Annotated in this window: 11 protein-coding genes; 8 read left to right on the top strand and 3 right to left on the bottom strand. The window is 52.5% G+C overall.

Translation table 11 applies throughout. The features are described from left to right. The first annotated feature begins 78 nt into the window (after positions 1-78). Together gyrA and rcsC are read left to right on the top strand one after the other, a co-directional pair. Positions 79-2,718 carry a DNA topoisomerase (ATP-hydrolyzing) subunit A gene (gene gyrA / locus OGY08_RS05530; protein WP_003834662.1) on the top strand — a complete coding sequence of 880 codons (2,640 nt, stop codon included), beginning with the start codon at positions 79-81 and terminating at the stop codon, positions 2,716-2,718. Positions 2,719-2,839: 121 nt separating this feature from the next. Further along, the gene (gene rcsC / locus OGY08_RS05525; protein ID WP_048234866.1) at positions 2,840-5,686 is read left to right on the top strand and encodes a two-component system sensor histidine kinase RcsC; all 2,847 of its coding nucleotides are present in this window, start codon (positions 2,840-2,842) and stop codon (positions 5,684-5,686) included. A 118-nt stretch (positions 5,687-5,804) separates the two neighbouring features. Here rcsC and rcsB read toward each other — a convergent pair whose 3' ends face one another. Then, complete coding sequence (rcsB, locus tag OGY08_RS05520; RefSeq protein WP_003027592.1) at positions 5,805-6,455, bottom strand: response regulator transcription factor RcsB; 651 nt, start codon at positions 6,453-6,455, stop codon at positions 5,805-5,807. A gap of 16 nt (positions 6,456-6,471) precedes the next feature. Continuing rightward, positions 6,472-9,141 carry a phosphotransferase RcsD gene (rcsD, locus tag OGY08_RS05515; protein WP_125362698.1) on the bottom strand — a complete coding sequence of 890 codons (2,670 nt, stop codon included), beginning with the start codon at positions 9,139-9,141 and terminating at the stop codon, positions 6,472-6,474. Between the two features lie 737 nt (positions 9,142-9,878). Between rcsD and OGY08_RS05510 the strand changes: the two genes are divergently transcribed. From OGY08_RS05510 to mgtE, 6 genes are all read left to right on the top strand, one after another. Next, positions 9,879-10,979, top strand: coding sequence for a porin OmpC (locus OGY08_RS05510; protein WP_057066398.1), 1,101 nt, complete (start codon positions 9,879-9,881; stop codon positions 10,977-10,979). Positions 10,980-11,093: 114 nt separating this feature from the next. Continuing rightward, on the top strand, positions 11,094-12,146 hold the full coding sequence (apbE, locus tag OGY08_RS05505) for an FAD:protein FMN transferase ApbE (RefSeq protein ID WP_125362697.1): 1,053 nt from the start codon (positions 11,094-11,096) through the stop codon (positions 12,144-12,146). Between the two features lie 79 nt (positions 12,147-12,225). Continuing rightward, the gene (gene ada, locus OGY08_RS05500) at positions 12,226-13,290 is read left to right on the top strand and encodes a bifunctional DNA-binding transcriptional regulator/O6-methylguanine-DNA methyltransferase Ada (RefSeq protein WP_125362696.1); all 1,065 of its coding nucleotides are present in this window, start codon (positions 12,226-12,228) and stop codon (positions 13,288-13,290) included. Beyond that, entirely contained in the window at positions 13,290-13,940 is a 651-nt protein-coding gene (gene alkB / locus OGY08_RS05495) for a DNA oxidative demethylase AlkB (protein WP_125362695.1), read from the top strand. The genes ada and alkB overlap by 1 nt, the downstream gene beginning before the upstream one ends. Before the next feature lie 75 nt (positions 13,941-14,015). Beyond that, positions 14,016-15,659, top strand: coding sequence for a multidrug ABC transporter permease/ATP-binding protein (locus OGY08_RS05490; RefSeq protein ID WP_125362694.1), 1,644 nt, complete (start codon positions 14,016-14,018; stop codon positions 15,657-15,659). Positions 15,660-15,765: 106 nt separating this feature from the next. After that, positions 15,766-17,202, top strand: coding sequence for a magnesium transporter (gene mgtE, locus OGY08_RS05485; protein WP_071444658.1), 1,437 nt, complete (start codon positions 15,766-15,768; stop codon positions 17,200-17,202). On the opposite strand, the gene OGY08_RS05480 is transcribed toward mgtE, so the two are convergent. Continuing rightward, positions 17,165-18,412 carry a SulP family inorganic anion transporter gene (locus OGY08_RS05480; RefSeq protein WP_100272890.1) on the bottom strand — a complete coding sequence of 416 codons (1,248 nt, stop codon included), beginning with the start codon at positions 18,410-18,412 and terminating at the stop codon, positions 17,165-17,167. The two genes, mgtE and OGY08_RS05480, sit on opposite strands and share 38 nt — an antisense overlap. Between the last annotated feature and the right edge of the window lie 106 nt (positions 18,413-18,518).

Genomic DNA, 18,518 nt, shown 5'->3' with positions numbered 1-18,518 from the left:
CCATTTACCTGAATCTGCACGGATGTGTTATAATTTGCGACCTTTGAATCCGGGATACAGTAGAGGGATAGCGGTTAGATGAGCGACCTTGCGAGAGAAATTACACCGGTCAACATTGAGGAAGAGCTGAAGAGCTCCTATCTGGATTATGCGATGTCGGTCATTGTTGGCCGTGCGCTGCCGGACGTCCGAGATGGCCTGAAACCGGTTCACCGTCGCGTACTTTACGCCATGAACGTATTGGGCAACGACTGGAATAAAGCCTATAAAAAATCTGCCCGTGTCGTTGGTGACGTAATCGGTAAATACCACCCTCATGGTGATACCGCCGTTTACGACACCATTGTTCGTATGGCGCAGCCATTCTCCTTGCGCTACATGCTGGTAGATGGTCAGGGTAACTTTGGTTCTGTCGATGGCGACTCCGCAGCGGCGATGCGTTATACGGAAATCCGTATGTCGAAAATCGCCCATGAGCTGATGGCTGACCTGGAAAAAGAAACGGTTGATTTCGTCGACAACTATGACGGCACCGAACAAATTCCTGACGTCATGCCGACCAAAATTCCTAACCTGCTGGTGAACGGTTCGTCCGGTATCGCGGTAGGTATGGCGACCAACATTCCGCCGCACAACCTGACCGAAGTGATCAACGGCTGTCTGGCATATATTGACGATGAAGACATCAGCATTGAAGGGCTGATGGAACATATTCCGGGTCCGGACTTCCCGACTGCTGCGATCATCAACGGTCGTCGTGGTATCGAAGAAGCCTACCGTACCGGTCGTGGCAAAGTGTACATTCGCGCACGCGCGGAAGTCGAAGCGGATGCCAAAACGGGTCGTGAAACCATCATCGTTCACGAAATTCCGTATCAGGTAAACAAAGCGCGCCTGATTGAGAAAATCGCCGAGCTGGTAAAAGACAAACGCGTTGAAGGCATCAGCGCGCTGCGTGACGAGTCTGACAAAGACGGTATGCGCATCGTGATTGAAGTGAAACGTGATGCGGTCGGGGAAGTGGTTCTGAACAACCTCTATTCCCAGACCCAACTGCAGGTTTCCTTCGGTATCAACATGGTTGCATTGCACCATGGCCAGCCGAAGATCATGAACCTGAAAGATATTATTGCCGCGTTCGTACGTCACCGCCGTGAAGTCGTAACCCGTCGTACTATCTTTGAACTGCGTAAAGCCCGCGACCGTGCGCACATCCTTGAAGCGCTGGCGATTGCGCTGGCGAACATCGATCCGATTATCGAACTGATCCGCCGCGCGCCGACCCCGGCTGAAGCGAAAGCTGCGCTGGTTGCGCGTTCGTGGGAACTGGGCAACGTTTCCGCCATGCTGGAGCGTGCCGGTGATGACGCCGCGCGTCCTGAATGGCTGGAGCCGGAATTTGGCGTGCGTGACGGTCAGTACTATCTGACTGAACAGCAGGCCCAGGCTATTCTGGATCTGCGTTTGCAGAAACTGACCGGCCTTGAGCACGAAAAACTGCTCGACGAATACAAAGAGCTGCTGGAACAGATCGCTGAACTGCTGCACATTCTGGGCAGCGCCGATCGTCTGATGGAAGTTATCCGTGAAGAGATGGAGCTGATTCGTGAACAGTTCGGTGACGCTCGTCGTACTGAAATCACCGCGAACAGCGCTGACATCAACATCGAAGATCTGATTAGCCAGGAAGATGTTGTCGTAACCTTGTCTCATCAGGGCTACGTGAAATATCAGCCGTTAACCGATTACGAAGCGCAGCGTCGTGGCGGTAAAGGTAAATCAGCAGCACGCATTAAAGAAGAAGACTTTATTGACCGCCTGCTGGTGGCCAACACCCATGACACGATCCTCTGCTTCTCCAGCCGTGGTCGTTTGTACTGGATGAAGGTCTATCAGTTGCCGGAAGCAAGCCGTGGCGCACGTGGACGTCCAATCGTCAACCTGTTGCCGCTGGAAGCTAACGAACGTATTACCGCAATTCTGCCAGTACGTGAGTACGAAGAGGGCGTGAACGTCTTCATGGCAACCGCCAGCGGTACCGTGAAGAAAACGGCGCTGACCGAGTTCAGCCGTCCGCGTTCTGCCGGTATTATTGCGGTTAACCTGAACGAAGGCGACGAACTGATTGGTGTAGATCTGACATCCGGCAGTGACGAAGTCATGTTGTTCTCTGCGGCAGGAAAAGTGGTGCGCTTTAAAGAAGATGCTGTCCGTGCAATGGGTCGTACCGCGACAGGTGTACGCGGTATCAAGCTGGCGGAAAAAGATAGCGTGGTATCGCTGATCGTTCCGCGCGGTGAAGGTGCGATCCTGACCGTTACTCAGAACGGTTACGGTAAACGTACGGCGGCGGAAGAGTATCCGACCAAGTCTCGTGCGACCCAGGGCGTTATCTCCATCAAGGTTACCGAGCGCAACGGTTCCGTTGTTGGCGCAGTGCAGGTTGAAGATACCGACCAGATCATGATGATCACCGACGCAGGTACGCTGGTACGTACTCGCGTGTCGGAAATCAGCGTGGTAGGGCGTAATACCCAGGGCGTTATCCTTATCCGTACTGCGGAAGACGAAAACGTCGTGGGTCTGCAACGCGTTGCTGAACCGGTTGATGATGAAGAGCTCGATTCCATCGACGGAAGCGCAGCTGAAGGTGACGAGGATATCGCACCTGAAGCGGAAAGCGATGATGATGCAGCAGCGGATGACGCTGACGAGTAATTAAGACGCTATAAAAAGGGCCGGAGAAATCCGGCCCTTTTTTTAATGGCATTGCGACAAAAGACATTTACCGCTACCTTAACCACACTCTATTAATGCCCTGAGGCGGAGCTTCGCCCCTTTGAAATACCTTGCTTCCGTTCATTCAACCCTAAAAGTTTCACGCTACCTGTTCAGAGCGTTGGCGCTCGTTATCTGGTGTCTGATTGCGTTCGCCTCCGTGTTCTACATTGTGAATGCGCTGCATCAGCGAGAGTCTGAGATCCATCAGGAGCTTAATCTCAGCTCCGATCAGGCCCAGCGCTACATTCAGCGCACATCTGATGTCATTAAAGAGCTGAAATATATTGCCGAGAATCGCTTAACGGCGGAAAACGGCGTGATGTCGCTGCGGGCGCGAGATGATAAAACCGTCGTGCCTAATTTTGAGCCGCTGTTTGCCGACTCCGACTGTTCTGTCATGGGCAACGCCTGGCGAGGTTCTCTGGAATCACTGGCATGGTTTATGCGCTACTGGCGCGACAACTTTTCCGCCGCCTATGATTTAAATCGAGTGTTCCTGATTGGCAGCGACAACCTCTGTATGGCCAATTTCGGCTTGCGTGATATGCCTGTCGAACGTGACGAGGCCCTGAAGGCGTTGCATGAGCGCATTATTAAGTATCGCAATGCTACGCAAGATGAAAACGGCAACAACTTGTTCTGGATCAGCCAGGGGCCGCGTCCGGGAGTAGGGTATTTCTATGCGCTGACGCCGGTTTACCTCGCCAATCGCCTCCAGGCGCTGTTGGGCGTAGAGCAGCCTATTCGTATGGAGAATTTCTTCACGCCGGGCAGTTTACCGATGGGCGTGACCATCCTCGACGAAAATGGGCATGCGCTGATTTCGCTCACTGGCCCTGAAGGGAATATTAAGGCTGAGCCCCACTGGATGCAGGAACGCTCCTGGTTTGGTTACACGCCGGGTTTCCGCGAGCTGGTATTGAAGAAGAATCTGCCTCCGTCCTCCCTGAGCATCGTTTATTCCGTTCCGGTCGATCTGGTGCTGGAGCGGATCCGCATGATGATCCTGAACGCTATCTTGTTGAACGTGCTGGTTGGCGCGGCATTGTTTATGCTCACGCGCATGTATGAACGGCGCATTTTTATTCCAGCGGAAAGCGATGCTCAGCGGCTGGAAGAACATGAGCAGTTTAACCGTAAAATCGTAGCTTCTGCGCCGGTGGGTATTTGTATTCTGCGCACGATGGATGGGATTAACATCCTGAGTAACGAACTGGCGCACACCTATCTGAATATGCTGACGCATGAAGACCGTCAGCGGTTAACGCAAATTATTTGCGGCCAACAGGTCAATTTTGTTGATGTACTGACCAGCAACAATACCAATCTGCAAATCAGCTTTGTGCACTCGCGCTATCGCAATGAAAACGTGGCAATTTGTGTCCTGGTTGATGTCAGTGCGCGCGTTAAAATGGAAGAGTCGTTGCAGGAGATGGCGCAGGCGGCGGAACAGGCCAGCCAGTCCAAATCGATGTTCCTTGCGACGGTGAGCCATGAGCTACGTACACCGCTATATGGCATTATCGGTAACCTTGATTTGTTGCAAACCAAAGAGTTACCGAGTGGGGTGGATCGTCTGGTAACGGCGATGAATAACTCTTCCAGCCTGCTGCTGAAAATTATCAGCGATATTCTCGACTTCTCAAAAATTGAATCTGAACAGCTGAAGATTGAGCCGCGAGAGTTTTCACCGCGTGAAGTCATGAACCATATTACGGCTAACTATTTGCCGCTGGTGGTCCGCAAGCAGTTGGGGTTGTACTGCTTTATCGACCCGGATGTGCCCGTGGCGCTGAATGGCGATCCGATGCGTTTACAACAGGTGATTTCTAATCTGCTGAGTAACGCAATCAAGTTTACCGATACCGGTTGTATTGTGCTGCACGTGCAGTGCAGCGGCGACTACCTGAGCATTCGAGTGCGTGATACCGGTGTAGGGATCCCTGCCAAAGAGGTGGTTCGGTTGTTCGATCCTTTCTTCCAGGTGGGGACTGGCGTACAGCGTAATTTCCAGGGAACGGGACTCGGTTTGGCGATTTGTGAAAAATTGATCAGCATGATGGATGGAGATATTTCCGTCGATTCCGAGCCGGGAATGGGGAGTCAGTTTACGCTGCGTATTCCGCTTTATGGCGCACAGTATCCGCTGAAAAAAGGGGTAGAAGGATTGGCAGGCACGCGTTGCTGGCTGGCAGTACGCAATGCGTCACTGTACCAATTTCTCGAATCCAGCCTGACGCGTAACGGGATGACGGTACTGCGATATGAGGGAGAACAGCCCGATGCGGATGACCTGTTGGTGGCCGACGATGTGCTGGAACAGGCCTGGCAGGGACGGGCAGCGGTAATTTTCTGCCGCCGCCATATTGGCATTCCGCTGGAACGAGAGCCTGGAGAATGGGTACACAGCGTTGCGTCACCGCACGAACTGCCTGCGCTGTTGGCGCATATCTATAGCGTAGAGCTGGGGAGTGAAGATCTCTCCACGGCGCTGCCAGCCCCGGATAAAGCCGGTGCGACGAACGATGACATGATGATCCTGGTTGTTGACGATCACCCTATCAACCGGCGCTTACTGGCCGATCAGTTGGGATCGTTGGGATATCAGTGTAAAACGGCGAATGACGGTGTGGATGCGCTCAATGTACTCAGCAAAAACCATATCGATATCGTGCTGAGTGACGTCAACATGCCAAACATGGATGGTTATCGCCTGACGCAGCGTATCCGCCAGCTAGGGTTAACGCTGCCTGTTGTGGGGGTAACGGCAAACGCGCTTGCCGAAGAGAAGCAGCGTTGTCTGGAATCAGGTATGGATAGCTGTCTGTCCAAGCCGGTGACCTTAGACGTATTGAAGCAAACGCTGGCGGTCTATGCGGAAAGAGTGAGAAAAACGCGGGGATAGGGAATAAAAGAGCCGGATGGCGGCGTTAGTCTTATCCGGCCTACGAAAAGTGCACGATGCTGTTTGTTCGTAGGCCTGATAAACGCAGCGCCATCAGGCATTTTGACGTGATAAAGAATTACTCTTTGTCTGACGGACTCAGCGTCACGGAGGAGAGGTAATTCAGCAGTGCGATATCGTTTTCCACACCGAGCTTCATCATTGCCGATTTTTTCTGGCTACTGATGGTTTTAATGCTGCGGTTGAGCTTTTTGGCGATCTCAGTAACCAGGAAACCTTCGGCAAACAAGCGCAGAACTTCACTCTCTTTCGGTGACAGACGTTTGTCGCCATAGCCGCTGGCGCTGATTTTCTCCAGCAGACGAGACACGCTTTCTGGGGTAAATTTCTTACCTTTCTGCAGCGCGGCCAGCGCTTTTGGCAGGTCGGTAGGCGCACCTTGCTTCAGTACGATCCCTTCAATATCGAGATCCAGTACCGCGCTCAGGATAGCCGGATTGTTGTTCATGGTCAGAACGATAATCGACAGGCTCGGGAAATGGCGCTTGATGTATTTAATTAACGTGATCCCATCACCGTATTTATCTCCCGGCATGGAGAGGTCGGTAATCAACACATGAGCATCTAACTTAGGCAAATTGTTGATCAGTGCTGTGGAGTCTTCAAATTCGCCGACAACATTTACCCACTCGATCTGTTCAAGTGATTTACGAATACCGAACAGTACAATCGGGTGGTCATCGGCAATAATTACGTTCATAGTGTTCATGTATTGGGCTACCTTGCTACAGCAAGCTCTTGACGTATGCGTCAATGTCGCTGATGTATTTTTCTATACCTGGAGCATCTTTCTCTTGAATAAGATGTTCCAGCGCTTCACATAACTGCTTGCCGGGTACCAGATTAAGCATGGCAAACACGCCTTTCAGGCGATGGGCCGTTTGGGCTAATGCAGCGAAATCGCTGATAGCCGCCTCAGTATACAACCTCTTAACATCATCCGGTACTGTGTCTACAAAGAGAGCGTAGTAACCACTGGCATGAAGTTCGGCGTTTTCATCTCCGCCGAGGGGGAGTTCCTGGAACTCTTCTTGTGCCAGCTGCTCTTCAATCAGCTCAAGGACAGCTTCCTGCATAGCATTGCTCATATTAAAGTTGACGCGCAGCTGACCGGGGCCAATTTTCCGTACGCCAGACTCATCATCGCTTAAAAGCAAGCCCGAGGCAGTAAGATTAGACGGATTATCCGTTAAAAAGAGATCATATTCTTGACTATTCAACCGTTCATCAGGCGTGATGCAGGTTGCCCCCCAGTTTTCCAGCTGACGTAATACAATGCTCCGTACGTCATTTGAGGTGACATCAACCATTACGCAGACGTCATCCAACAGGCGCTCTTCACTGTCAGCATGTTGATCGTGCAGCGGCATTTTAACATGGACGATGTAACGTGTTCCAAGTTCTTCCCGCGCTTTGATATTCAGGTGTCCGCCAAGCTTACGGGCTAACTGATCGCACAACCAGAACGTCAGCGGGTTGGCCTTGCCGTATCGATCGCCCTGCGTGTCATTAATGAATGGGAAATGGAGATTATCAACTTCATTTAATGTGACGCCTTCCCCGGTATCCAGAATGCGGAAGGTCAGGCGTTCGGCCTCCGACTCATCCTGGTCGACTTCCAGCGTGATTTTACCAATCTGAGTGGTAGTTACCGCATATTGGATCAACAGCAGCAAAATACGGCGCAAGGCATCGCGATCGCCACGGCGTTCGTCATGGGCGCTTAGGTGATTTTTAATCAGTAACTGCAGCCCTTTACGCTTAATAGCCGGTAGAACCTCCGGAACCACGTCGTCAATTAATGCCTGCACGGAAAACAGTGTGGATTCACCTTTCCAGGCATCGTTCTCCAGCAGGTTGGCTAGCTGGATTTCGTCCACCATTCGCACCAGAACGTCGGCCTGATTGGCCAGTTTCTGGCTGTCTGGTGTATTGAGCGCGGCGGCATTAGCAGCCAGCGTTTTCGCGGGGTCTTTCAGCGCGCTGCCAATATTCTGCATAAAGGCCGCGCGGGCCTGCTGGTTTTTCTCATACAGCCGCTGTGCTTGTTTCAGCTTCTTATTGACCAGCACCTCGCGGTCCTGGTCACGAATGATAAAGATCTGCGTTCTCGGGGAGATCTGGCTGCGAAACAGTCTGATCTCATACAGTTCATTATTGATGGTGGCCTGAATCACTCCCTGATGCTGCTCTGCCATATTGGTAATGTTTTGCAGATTTAAATGTGGCAGCAGGTGGTCGGCAATTTTATTGCTGATAACCGTGCGGTTTGCTTCCTGATCGTGTACCAGTAATCCCAGCGGCAGAAGGGAAACAATCTCTTCATTGATTGCGCGCAGAACGCGCAGCTCATTATTTGCCGCAAGGTTTGGCGCCACCTGGGTGGAACGGGCAGGGAGGTGGCGAAAGGTGGTATAGCCAAACAGCGCCAGAGCCAGTAACGCAATGTTCAGCAAAAGCGGTAGCAGAATGCTTTGCAATGTGTCGAGTAGCAATGAGCCAAACGGAACCTGCCACACCAGCCGCATATCCGTTGAGTTTAGCGCCGAAGAGATCTCAATTTTACTGTTGTTGAAATTAATGCTGACGCTGTCAGGCGACTCTTTTTCATTCAGGTGCTCGGTCGTTGAGGTGGCATCAGGTTCCAGATGGAAACTGTCCAGCGGCATACCGGGCGGGATCAAGTCATTAATCGGCAGGTCAAAGGCGACAACCGTTGCCAGATGTCCTGGCTGATTAAAGGTCGTGCGTAGCGTGAAGTAATGCCCGTTCTGCCAGGCCAGACGGCGCAGTGAAGAGAAGCTTTCACGTTCATCTAGCGCATTAGCCTGTTGCAGCATCTCAGCTCGCCGGGAATCGACAATATTCCCAATCGTCGATTCTTTAAAACCGGAGGTCAGATCTTTCAGTGGTAACGTTGAGATTAGGATCAGGCTGTTATCCTGACCATTCAGGTAATACATTGACCATGGGACATTCTCTGCGCCCCACAACGTGTCCAGATACGTTGAAATGCGCTGGGTCATTTCCAGTGTAGAACTGTCATGCGAGCCAAAAATCAGCGCCTCGGTCTTTCTGCGGGGTTTCTCAAGATAATAGATATCTTGTTTCAGACGCGTTTCCTGTAGCCCATCTGCGCCTGGTGAACTGGTTGTAGCGGCAATATTGTCATAGATTTGCCAGGTCACGTATCGCCAGGTATCGACCCTTTTATGAATGGCATGGGTAATATCAACAATCTGATAGCTCTTATCTTTTAACCAGGTGTTGACGGCGCTCTGGACCATAACACCCATCATCACCAACAGCACAACGATCAGTAATAAGAAGAAACGGGTAATACTTCCTGGCAACAGGGAGAATCGGGTGGAAACCGTTGTGTCAGACTGACTCATTCGTGTTTATGACCTGTTAAACGACGCGAAAGATGAAAGGGCAGTATAAAGGGTAATGTATGAATTACCACACTTACACCACGCCGCCTGGCCTCCATTCTTTGCGCCTGATTTTGTTGCAGCCATTACGATGCAAAGGTGTACAGAAGATAAAGGCGGGTACAAATATTCGTACGGAATGTATACATTTAGCATCAAATAACAAGAAATTATTTATCAAACTTATATCTGATCGTGACACCCGAGATAGTTAATAGTCGTTATAGTTTTGCATCGGTAGCACGGAAAGGTAAGTTTTGTGTAAAGAAGGGTAAAAAAAAACCGAACGCAGAGCATTCGGCTGAAATAGGGGTAAACAGACATTCATAAATGAATGACGGTAATAAATAAAGTTAATGATGATAGCGGGTCTATTTTAGTTGCGAGTGAAGATTTTGTTTTGTCATTCAGTGCTATAAGGTGCTTTTGTGTAATGAGTTGATTTTAAAGGAAATTAAAATGATTCTTGATTATTTGTGCTTATTTTGCCTGTTTTTTGATTTTAAAAAAGTTCCCTCATATTAATATTTTGAAACATCTATACCGACAAATGAAACACCTTAAAAGTTTTAGTATCATATTCGTGTTGGATTATTCTGTGTTTTTGCGGAGAATGAAGTTGCCGACTGGTTAATGACCTTAATCAGTATGCAGTGGCATAAAAAAGCAATAAAGGCATATAACAGAGGGTTAATAACATGAAAGTTAAAGTACTGTCCCTCCTGGTACCAGCACTGCTGGTAGCAGGCGCAGCGAATGCGGCTGAAATTTATAACAAAGACGGCAACAAATTAGATCTGTACGGTAAAGTCGACGGTCTGCACTATTTCTCTGATGACTCTTCTAAAGATGGTGATCAGACCTATATGCGTATCGGCTTCAAAGGCGAAACTCAGGTTAACGACCAACTGACCGGTTACGGCCAGTGGGAATACCAGATTCAGGGTAACGCGCCTGAGTCTGAGAACAACTCCTGGACTCGTGTGGCGTTTGCGGGTCTGAAATTCGCTGACGTAGGCTCTTTCGACTACGGTCGTAACTACGGCGTAGTTTACGACGTAACGTCCTGGACCGACGTTCTGCCAGAATTCGGCGGCGACACCTACGGTTCTGACAACTTCATGCAGCAGCGTGGTAACGGCTTCGCGACCTACCGTAACACCGACTTCTTCGGTCTGGTTGATGGCCTGAACTTTGCCCTGCAGTACCAGGGTAAAAACGGTAGCCCGGAAGGCGAAGGTATGACTGGTGTGACCGGCAACGGTCGTGATGCACTGCGTCAGAATGGCGACGGCGTTGGTGGATCAATCACTTATGATATCGGTGAAGGCTTCGCGCTGGGTACTGCTGTCACCAGCTCCAAACGTACTGACGAGCAGAACCGTTTGAACTTCGGTACCGGCGACCGTGCTGAAACCTACACTGGTGGTCTGAAATACGACGCGAACAACGTGTACCTGGCAGCACAGTACACCCAGACCTACAACGCAACGCGTGCAGGCTCTCTGGGCTGGGCTAACAAAGCACAGAACTTTGAAGCTGTTGCACAGTACCAGTTCGACTTCGGTCTGCGTCCGTCCGTGGCTTACCTGCAGTCCAAAGGTAAAGACCTGGGCCGCGGCTATGGCGACGAAGATATCCTGAAATATGTTGATGTTGGCGCGACCTACTACTTCAACAAAAACATGTCCACCTATGTTGATTACAAAATCAACCTGCTGGATGACAACCAGTTCACTCGTGATGCTGGCATCAGCACCGATGACATCGTAGCACTGGGTCTGGTTTACCAGTTCTAATCTACATTATGTCTATCAAAGGCCCTGCGGGGCCTTTTTTAATGCCGTTTTTTCGCCGTACAAACAACGATTTTTGGTGTACTCTTGCGCCCGTTCGCATGAGGATAATTACGTATGGAAATGAATTTTTATCGCGCAGCACTGCTGGCTGTGACGATCTTTTTTGTCGGGTGCGATGAGGCCCCGAAATCTGCTCAGACCACAATTCCTGCCACGGTTCTGGAAGGTAAAACGATGGGTACTTTCTGGCGGGTCAGTGTGGTAGGCGTAGATGACAAACGCGCCAGGGAACTGCAGGCCAAGATCCAGACTCAGCTTGATGCCGATGATCAACTGCTCTCCACCTATAAAAACGATTCTGCGTTAATGCGCTTTAACCTGTCGAAAAGCCTGTCGCCGTGGCCGGTTAACGACGCCATGGCGGATATCGTGACTTCGGCGCTACGCATTGGTGCAAAAACCGATGGGGCCATGGATATCACCGTGGGGCCGTTAGTCAACCTGTGGGGCTTTGGCCCGGATCAGCAGCCGTTGCATATTCCCACCCAAGCGCAAATTGACGCTGCAAAAGCGCAAACCGGGCTTTCTCATCTGAAAGTTGTGAATGAAGCGCATCAGAACTACCTGCAAAAAGACTTGCCGGATCTGTATGTTGATCTCTCGACCGTTGGTGAAGGGTACGCCGCCGATCATCTGGCTCGATTGATGGAGCAAGAGGGGATCGCCCGTTATCTGGTTTCCGTTGGTGGTGCACTGAACAGCAGGGGAATGAATGCTGAAGGGCATCCGTGGCGAGTGGCGATCCAGAAACCCACCGATCGCGAAAACGCGGTGCAGGCGATTGTCGACATTAACGGGCACGGCATTAGCACCTCCGGCAGCTACCGGAACTATTATGAGCTGGACGGTAAGCGCCTTTCCCATGTTATCGATCCACAAACCGGTCGCCCGATCGAACATAATCTGGTGTCCGTAACGGTGATTTCGCCAACGGCGCTGGAAGCCGATGGCTGGGATACAGGATTGATGGTGCTTGGCCCGGAAAAGGCCAAAGAAGTCGTGCGTCGTGAAGGGCTGGCGGTCTATATGATTGTGAAAGAGGGTGAGGGGTTTAAAACCTGGATGTCGCCGCAGTTTAATAGCTTTCTGGTCAGCGAAAAAAATTAAAAAGCAAGATTGCGGGTTTTTATGCCCGACGATGGGGACACACTGAGGCTAAGCGCTATGCTTAACAAAGGAGTCCGAAATGAAAAATCGTTTACGCATCACTGACGATGACCGTTGGCAGTCCGTTGTGGATCGCGACGTTGACGCCGACGGTCAGTTTGTTTTTGCCGTCCAGACCACCGGTATTTTCTGCCGTCCGTCCTGTCGGGCAAAACATGCGCTGCGCAAAAATGTCCGTTTTTTCGCCGATGCCCAGCAGGCACAGGATGCCGGGTTTCGCCCCTGTAAGCGCTGCCAGCCGGATAAACACAGCGCGCAACAGCATCGGCTGGACAAAATTGCCCGCGCCTGTCAGTTGTTGGAGCAAGAGTCACCTCTTACGCTGGACGAGCTGGCACAGCAGGTGGCAATGAGCCCGTATCACTTGCATCGTCTGTTCAAAGCCACGACGGGCATGACCCCGAAAGTGTGGCAACAATCATGGCGTGCTCGCCGTCTGCGTGATGCCCTGGCGAAAGGTGTTCCGGTTACACAGGCGATTCTCAATGCCGGATTCCCCGACAGCAGCAGCTACTATCGCAAAGCCGATCAAGCATTAGGCATGACGGCAAAGCAATTTCGTAAAGGTGGCGACAACGTTTCTGTACGCTATACCCTCGCAGATTGCGCTCTGGGTCGCTGTCTGGTGGCGGAAACCGAGCGGGGTATCTGCGCGATCTTGCTTGGCGATGATGACGCTACGTTGGTTGCGGATCTTCATGCGCTGTTTCCCGCCGCGCAGGATGTTCCTGCAGATGCCAATTTTCAGCAGCGCGTGCGCGAAGTGATCGTTGCGATCAACTCGCGTGACGCGTCGCTATCGCTACCCCTGGATATTCGGGGAACAGTCTTTCAGCAGCAGGTGTGGCAGGCGCTGCGCACAATTCCGTGCGGTGAAACAGTGAGCTACCAACAGCTGGCCAGCGCCATCGGCAAACCGAAGGCGGTGCGCGCGGTGGCCAGTGCCTGCGGGGCCAACAAACTGGCGATTGTTATCCCGTGTCACCGGGTGATCCGTGGCGATGGCGCACTTTCGGGCTACCGATGGGGTATTGCGCGCAAGGCGCAGTTACTGCAACGGGAAGCTACTGGCGAGGAAACATAATGCTCGATCTCTTTGCGGATGCGAAACCCTGGCAGGAGCCGCTGGCGTCAGGTGCGGTTATTCTCCGACGTTTCGCTTTTGACTCTGCGCCCACTTTACTTCAGGCGATAGCGGCTGTCGCCAGACAGTCGCCGTTTCGCCAGATGGTGACGCCCGGCGGCTATACGATGTCGGTGGCGATGACCAACTGCGGCCATTTGGGCTGGACGACGGATCAGCATGGCTATCTTTATTCTCCGTTTGATCCACTCACCGGCACGCACTGGCCGCCGCTGCCGGATGCGTTCGCTGATCTGTGCCAACAGGCGGCGACGGCGGCGGGCTATGCTGATTTTCAACCCGATGCCTGCCTGATTAACCGCTACACGCCAGGGGCAAAACTGTCCTTACATCAGGATAAAGACGAGCCCGACCTGCGGGCGCCGATTGTCTCTGTATCGCTGGGGCTACCAGCCATCTTTCAATTTGGCGGCTTGCGCCGTAATGACCCTTTAAAGCGTTTGCTGCTGGAACATGGCGATGTCGTGGTGTGGGGCGGTAATTCGCGGCTGTTTTATCATGGGATCCAGCCGCTTAAAACAGGGTATCACCCATTAACCGGAGACTGTCGTTACAACCTGACGTTTCGTCTGGCGGGTAAAAAAGAATAAAAATAAGAATTATTATTGCTGTCAGCGAAGAGATGTTTAAACTGCGGGCTGTTATTACTTGTCCGGGTTGTGTGCATGGAACTTTTACTTCTTGTCTGGCGGCAGTATCGCTGGCCATTTATCAGCGTGATGGCGCTCAGTCTCGCCAGCGCCGCGTTGGGGATTGGGCTGATTGCGTTTATCAACCAGCGCTTGATCGAAACGGTCGACACCACGCTGATGGTGCTACCGGAGTTTCTTGGCCTGCTGCTGTTGTTGATGGTTGTCACCCTCGGTTCTCAGCTGGCGTTGACCACGCTGGGTCACCACTTTGTCTACCGCCTGCGTAGCGAATTTATCAAACGAATTCTGGATACTCACGTCGAGCGTATTGAACAGCTTGGCAGCGCCTCGTTGCTGGCCGGTTTAACCAGTGATATCCGCAACATCACCATCGCCTTTGTTCGTCTGCCTGAGCTGGTGCAGGGGATTATCCTGACCATAGGATCGACGGCGTATCTGGCGATGCTGTCGACCAAAATGCTACTGGTAACGGCAGTCTGGATGGCAATCACCATCTGGGGCGGATTTGTGCTGGTGGCGCGGGTGTATAAACACATGGCCACCTTGCGCGAAACTGAAGACAAGTTGTACAACGATTATCAGACGGTGCTGGAAGGGCGCAAAGAGCTGACGCTTAACCGCGAGCGCGCCGAGCATATCTTTAATCAGATGTACGTCCCGGATGCCAAAGAGTATCGCCACCACATTATCCGTGCCGATACCTTCCACCTGAGCGCGGTTAACTGGTCGAACATTATGATGCTGGGTGCCATTGGCCTGGTGTTCTGGATGGCTAACAGTCTGGGATGGGCTGATACCGCCGTGGCAGCGACCTATTCTCTGACGCTGTTATTCCTGCGAACACCGTTGCTCTCTGCCGTTGGTGCGCTGCCGACGCTGCTTACCGCGCAGGTGGCGTTCAACAAGCTGAATAAATTCGCACTGGCACCTTTTAAGGCCGAATTCCCACGCCCAACCGCGTTTCCCAACTGGCAAACGCTGGAGCTGCGCAACGTGGTTTTTCACTATCAGGATAATGCGTTTTCCGTAGGGCCGGTGAATCTGACGATTCATCGCGGTGAACTGATCTTTCTGATTGGCGGTAACGGTAGCGGGAAATCTACGCTGGCGATGTTACTGACCGGTCTGTACCAGCCGCAGTCAGGCGAAATATTGCTTGATGGTAAGACCGTTGCCGTTGAAAAACCAGAAGACTACCGCAAGCTATTCTCCGCCGTGTTTACCGACGTCTGGCTGTTCGACAAACTGCTGGGGCCGGAAGGTAAAGAGGCTAATCCGCAACTGGTCGCGAAGTGGCTGGAACATCTGAAGATGGGTCATAAGCTGGAGCTGAGCGATGGTCGTATCCTCAATCTGAAGCTGTCGAAAGGGCAGAAGAAACGCGTGGCGCTGCTGCTGGCCCTGGCGGAGGAGCGCGACATCATTCTGCTGGATGAATGGGCTGCCGATCAGGATCCCCATTTCCGCCGGGAGTTCTATCAGGTGCTATTGCCTTTGATGCAGGAAATGGGGAAAACCATTTTCGCCATCAGCCACGACGATCACTATTTTATTCACGCCGATCGTCTACTGGAAATGCGTAACGGACAGTTGAGTGAACTGTTGGGCGATGAACGTGACGCCGCCTCGCGCGACGCGGTGGCTCGCACAGCCTGATCCTTCAGTGCCGCCGGTTTTTTAGCCACCCGGCGGCACTGTTTATTGTTATTTACATAAATCGGCATCATGATTAATGATATTTCATATCATGGATTTATGATTAATGTCCGTAATAAACAAAAACAGCGCCAGACTGCGTGATGAAGAGCGTGCGCGCCTCATCTGGCTGCTGACCACTGATAAAGCCATTATATCAACGCTGTTGGGCAAGCTTACCCTGGCTGAGCAATATGACGTCGGTACGTTAGCCGACGATATTGCTGAGGTAGGGGCGCTGGTGGCCCACCTGCCACCGCCTGACCTCGCCGATACCCTCGAAGCTTTGCCCTCTGAAGAGCGCCACGCCCTGTGGCGACTGGTCGAAAATGAAAAGCGCGGTAACGTCTTGCTTGAGGCGTCTGAAAACGTCTGGGACGACCTGATCGATGAGATGAGCGACCGCGAGCTGCTGGATGCGCTGCAATATCTCGATATCGATGAACAGATTTACCTGGTGCAGCATTTGCCTCGTAACCTTACCGGTCGTCTGCTGGCGACGTTACCGGCAGAGGAGAGGACGCGCGTCCGCCAGGTGCTGCACTACGAGAAAAATAGCGTCGGCGCGATCATGGAGTTCGAGGTCATCACTGTGCGTCCGGACGTGACGCTGGAAGTGGTGCAACGCTATCTGCGGCGGCTGGGGAAAATGCCGGAGAACACCGATAAACTTTTCGTGACCGATCGCAATAAAATGCTGGTTGGCGAACTGACGCTAACCTGCATTTTACTCAATGATGTGCAGCGAAAAGTCAGCGAGGTGATGGAAGATGACCCGCTCACCTTTTCTCCTGAAGATATCGCCGAAAACGCTGCGCGTACCTTCGAACGCGACAACCTGGTCAGCGCCGCGGTGGTTGACCCTTCCGGTAAACTGATGGGCCGTTTAACCATCGATGAGATCGTCGACGTTGTCTATGAAGAAACCGATACCGATCTGCGTCGAATGGGGGGCTTAAGCGCCGAAGAGGACGTGTTTGCGCCTGTTACCAAAGCGGTAAAAACCCGCTGGGCGTGGTTGGCCGTTAACCTCTGTACCGCCTTTATCGCCTCGCGGGTGATCGACGGTTTTGAACATACGATTTCGCAACTGGTGGCGCTGGCCTCGTTGATGCCGATTGTGGCGGGTATCGGCGGCAATACCGGGAATCAAACTATCACTATGATCGTCCGCGCGCTGGCGCTGCAAAATATTCAGCCGGGGAACCTGACGTTTCTCATCCTGCGCGAGATGGGCGTGGCGCTAATCAACGGCCTCGTGTGGGGCGGGATTATGGGCGGCATTACCTGGTGGCTGTACGATGATATGGCGCTCGGTGGTGTGATGACTCTGGCGATGATGCTCAATCTGCTGATGGCGGCGTTGATGGGGGTTATCATTCCGATGACGATGGTGAAGCTCGGGCGCGACCCGGCGGTCGGCTCGAGCGTCATGATAACCGCTATCACTGATACTGGTGGTTTCTTTATTTTTCTCGGTCTGGCAACGCTGTTTCTGATGTAGTCGCCCGTTTGCGTCTGACGATACGCGGTAGAATAAGCATCGTCATCACCCCGGCAACCACGCCAATCGCCAGGTTGCCGGTAGAAACCGTGGCAGCGACGGTCACCAGCATCACCAGCGTTTCAGTGACGGGCAGTTTCGTCAGCGTGGCGGGCTGGATGCTGTGCCAACTGAAGGTTTTTACCGCCACAATCACCATAATACCTGCCAGCACCGACATGGGTATTTCTGCCATCACTTCGCTTAACCCTGTGACTAACAGGAGTAGTACCAGTCCGGCGGCAACCGTCGAGACGCGGCTGCGTCCTTTGCCCATCTCGACGTTAACGATGGTTTGACCAATCATCGCGCACCCGGCGATGCCGCCATAAAATCCGGCCAGAATATTGGCTATCCCCAGCCCGGCACTCTCGCGATTTTTATTCGACGGCGTAACCGTCAGGTCATCCACCAGACGGGCGGTTAACAGCGACTCCATCAAACCAACAAAAGCGATACTTAGCGCGCAGGGCCAGATAATCGCCAGCGTTTGCAGGTTGAGCGGAACCAACAACTGGGTGAAACCCGGCAGGCCGCCGCTCATTGAACCTTCATCACCGACGGTCGGTAACAGTTGCCCGCTGGTGACAGTGAACACGGTTAGCAGCACGATGGCGATAAGCGGTGCGGGAATTGCTTTAATAAACCGCGGAACCCACAGCACAATCAGCAGCGTCAGGACAAACAGCCCCCAGATGAGCGGGCTTTTGCCCCAGAAATGCGGGACCTGGGCAAAGAAAATCAATATACCCAGCGCGTTAACAAAGCCAGTCATCACGGCCGTAGGGATGAATCGCATCAGACGTGCCATTCCCAATACACCAAACAGGATCTGAATCATCCCGGCCAGCACCACTGCAGGCAGGATGTATTGCACGCCGTGTTGATGCACCATCGGACCAATCACCAGCGCGACAGATCCTGCAGCGGCGGTAACCATTGCGGGACGACCGCCTAAAAAAGACATCGCCAGGCACAGTACGACGGAGGCGATCAAACTGACTTTAGGATCAACGCCTGCGATCACGGAAAACGAGATTACTTCCGGGATCAGCGCCAGGGCGGTTACCACACCGGCCAGCGTTTCGCGCACCAGCAGACGGGGTTGGCGGAGCACGGCACGGGTCGCGTGTTCAGCGACTGCGGCAGAGGAATGTTGAGTTGCAGACATAGTTACACTCAGGTCAGAAATGGCCTGATACAGCAGACCGACAGGCATCCGTGCGGTGAATAGCAAAGCGCAGCATAGTACCCGTCAGATGGACCGGTTTCCAGAA

Origin of the sequence: Citrobacter sp. Cpo069 (assembly GCF_030332785.1) — a bacterium.
Taxonomy (GTDB): Bacteria; Pseudomonadota; Gammaproteobacteria; order Enterobacterales; family Enterobacteriaceae; genus Citrobacter; species Citrobacter portucalensis.
The sequence above is the reverse complement of the archived record's forward strand: the minus strand, read 5'-3'. Positions and strand labels throughout refer to the sequence as shown.

What these genes read in the sequence shown, in the direction of transcription:
- OGY08_RS05480 (WP_100272890.1), bottom strand. Translation starts at nt 18,412, where the DNA reads ATGTCTGCAACTCAACATTCCTCTGCCGCAGTCGCTGAACACGCGACC.
- OGY08_RS05490 (WP_125362694.1), top strand. Translation starts at nt 14,016, where the DNA reads ATGGAACTTTTACTTCTTGTCTGGCGGCAGTATCGCTGGCCATTTATC.
- rcsB (WP_003027592.1), bottom strand. Translation starts at nt 6,455, where the DNA reads ATGAACACTATGAACGTAATTATTGCCGATGACCACCCGATTGTACTG.
- gyrA (WP_003834662.1), top strand. Translation starts at nt 79, where the DNA reads ATGAGCGACCTTGCGAGAGAAATTACACCGGTCAACATTGAGGAAGAG.
- alkB (WP_125362695.1), top strand. Translation starts at nt 13,290, where the DNA reads ATGCTCGATCTCTTTGCGGATGCGAAACCCTGGCAGGAGCCGCTGGCG.
- OGY08_RS05510 (WP_057066398.1), top strand. Translation starts at nt 9,879, where the DNA reads ATGAAAGTTAAAGTACTGTCCCTCCTGGTACCAGCACTGCTGGTAGCA.
- mgtE (WP_071444658.1), top strand. Translation starts at nt 15,766, where the DNA reads ATGTCCGTAATAAACAAAAACAGCGCCAGACTGCGTGATGAAGAGCGT.
- ada (WP_125362696.1), top strand. Translation starts at nt 12,226, where the DNA reads ATGAAAAATCGTTTACGCATCACTGACGATGACCGTTGGCAGTCCGTT.
- rcsD (WP_125362698.1), bottom strand. Translation starts at nt 9,141, where the DNA reads ATGAGTCAGTCTGACACAACGGTTTCCACCCGATTCTCCCTGTTGCCA.
- apbE (WP_125362697.1), top strand. Translation starts at nt 11,094, where the DNA reads ATGGAAATGAATTTTTATCGCGCAGCACTGCTGGCTGTGACGATCTTT.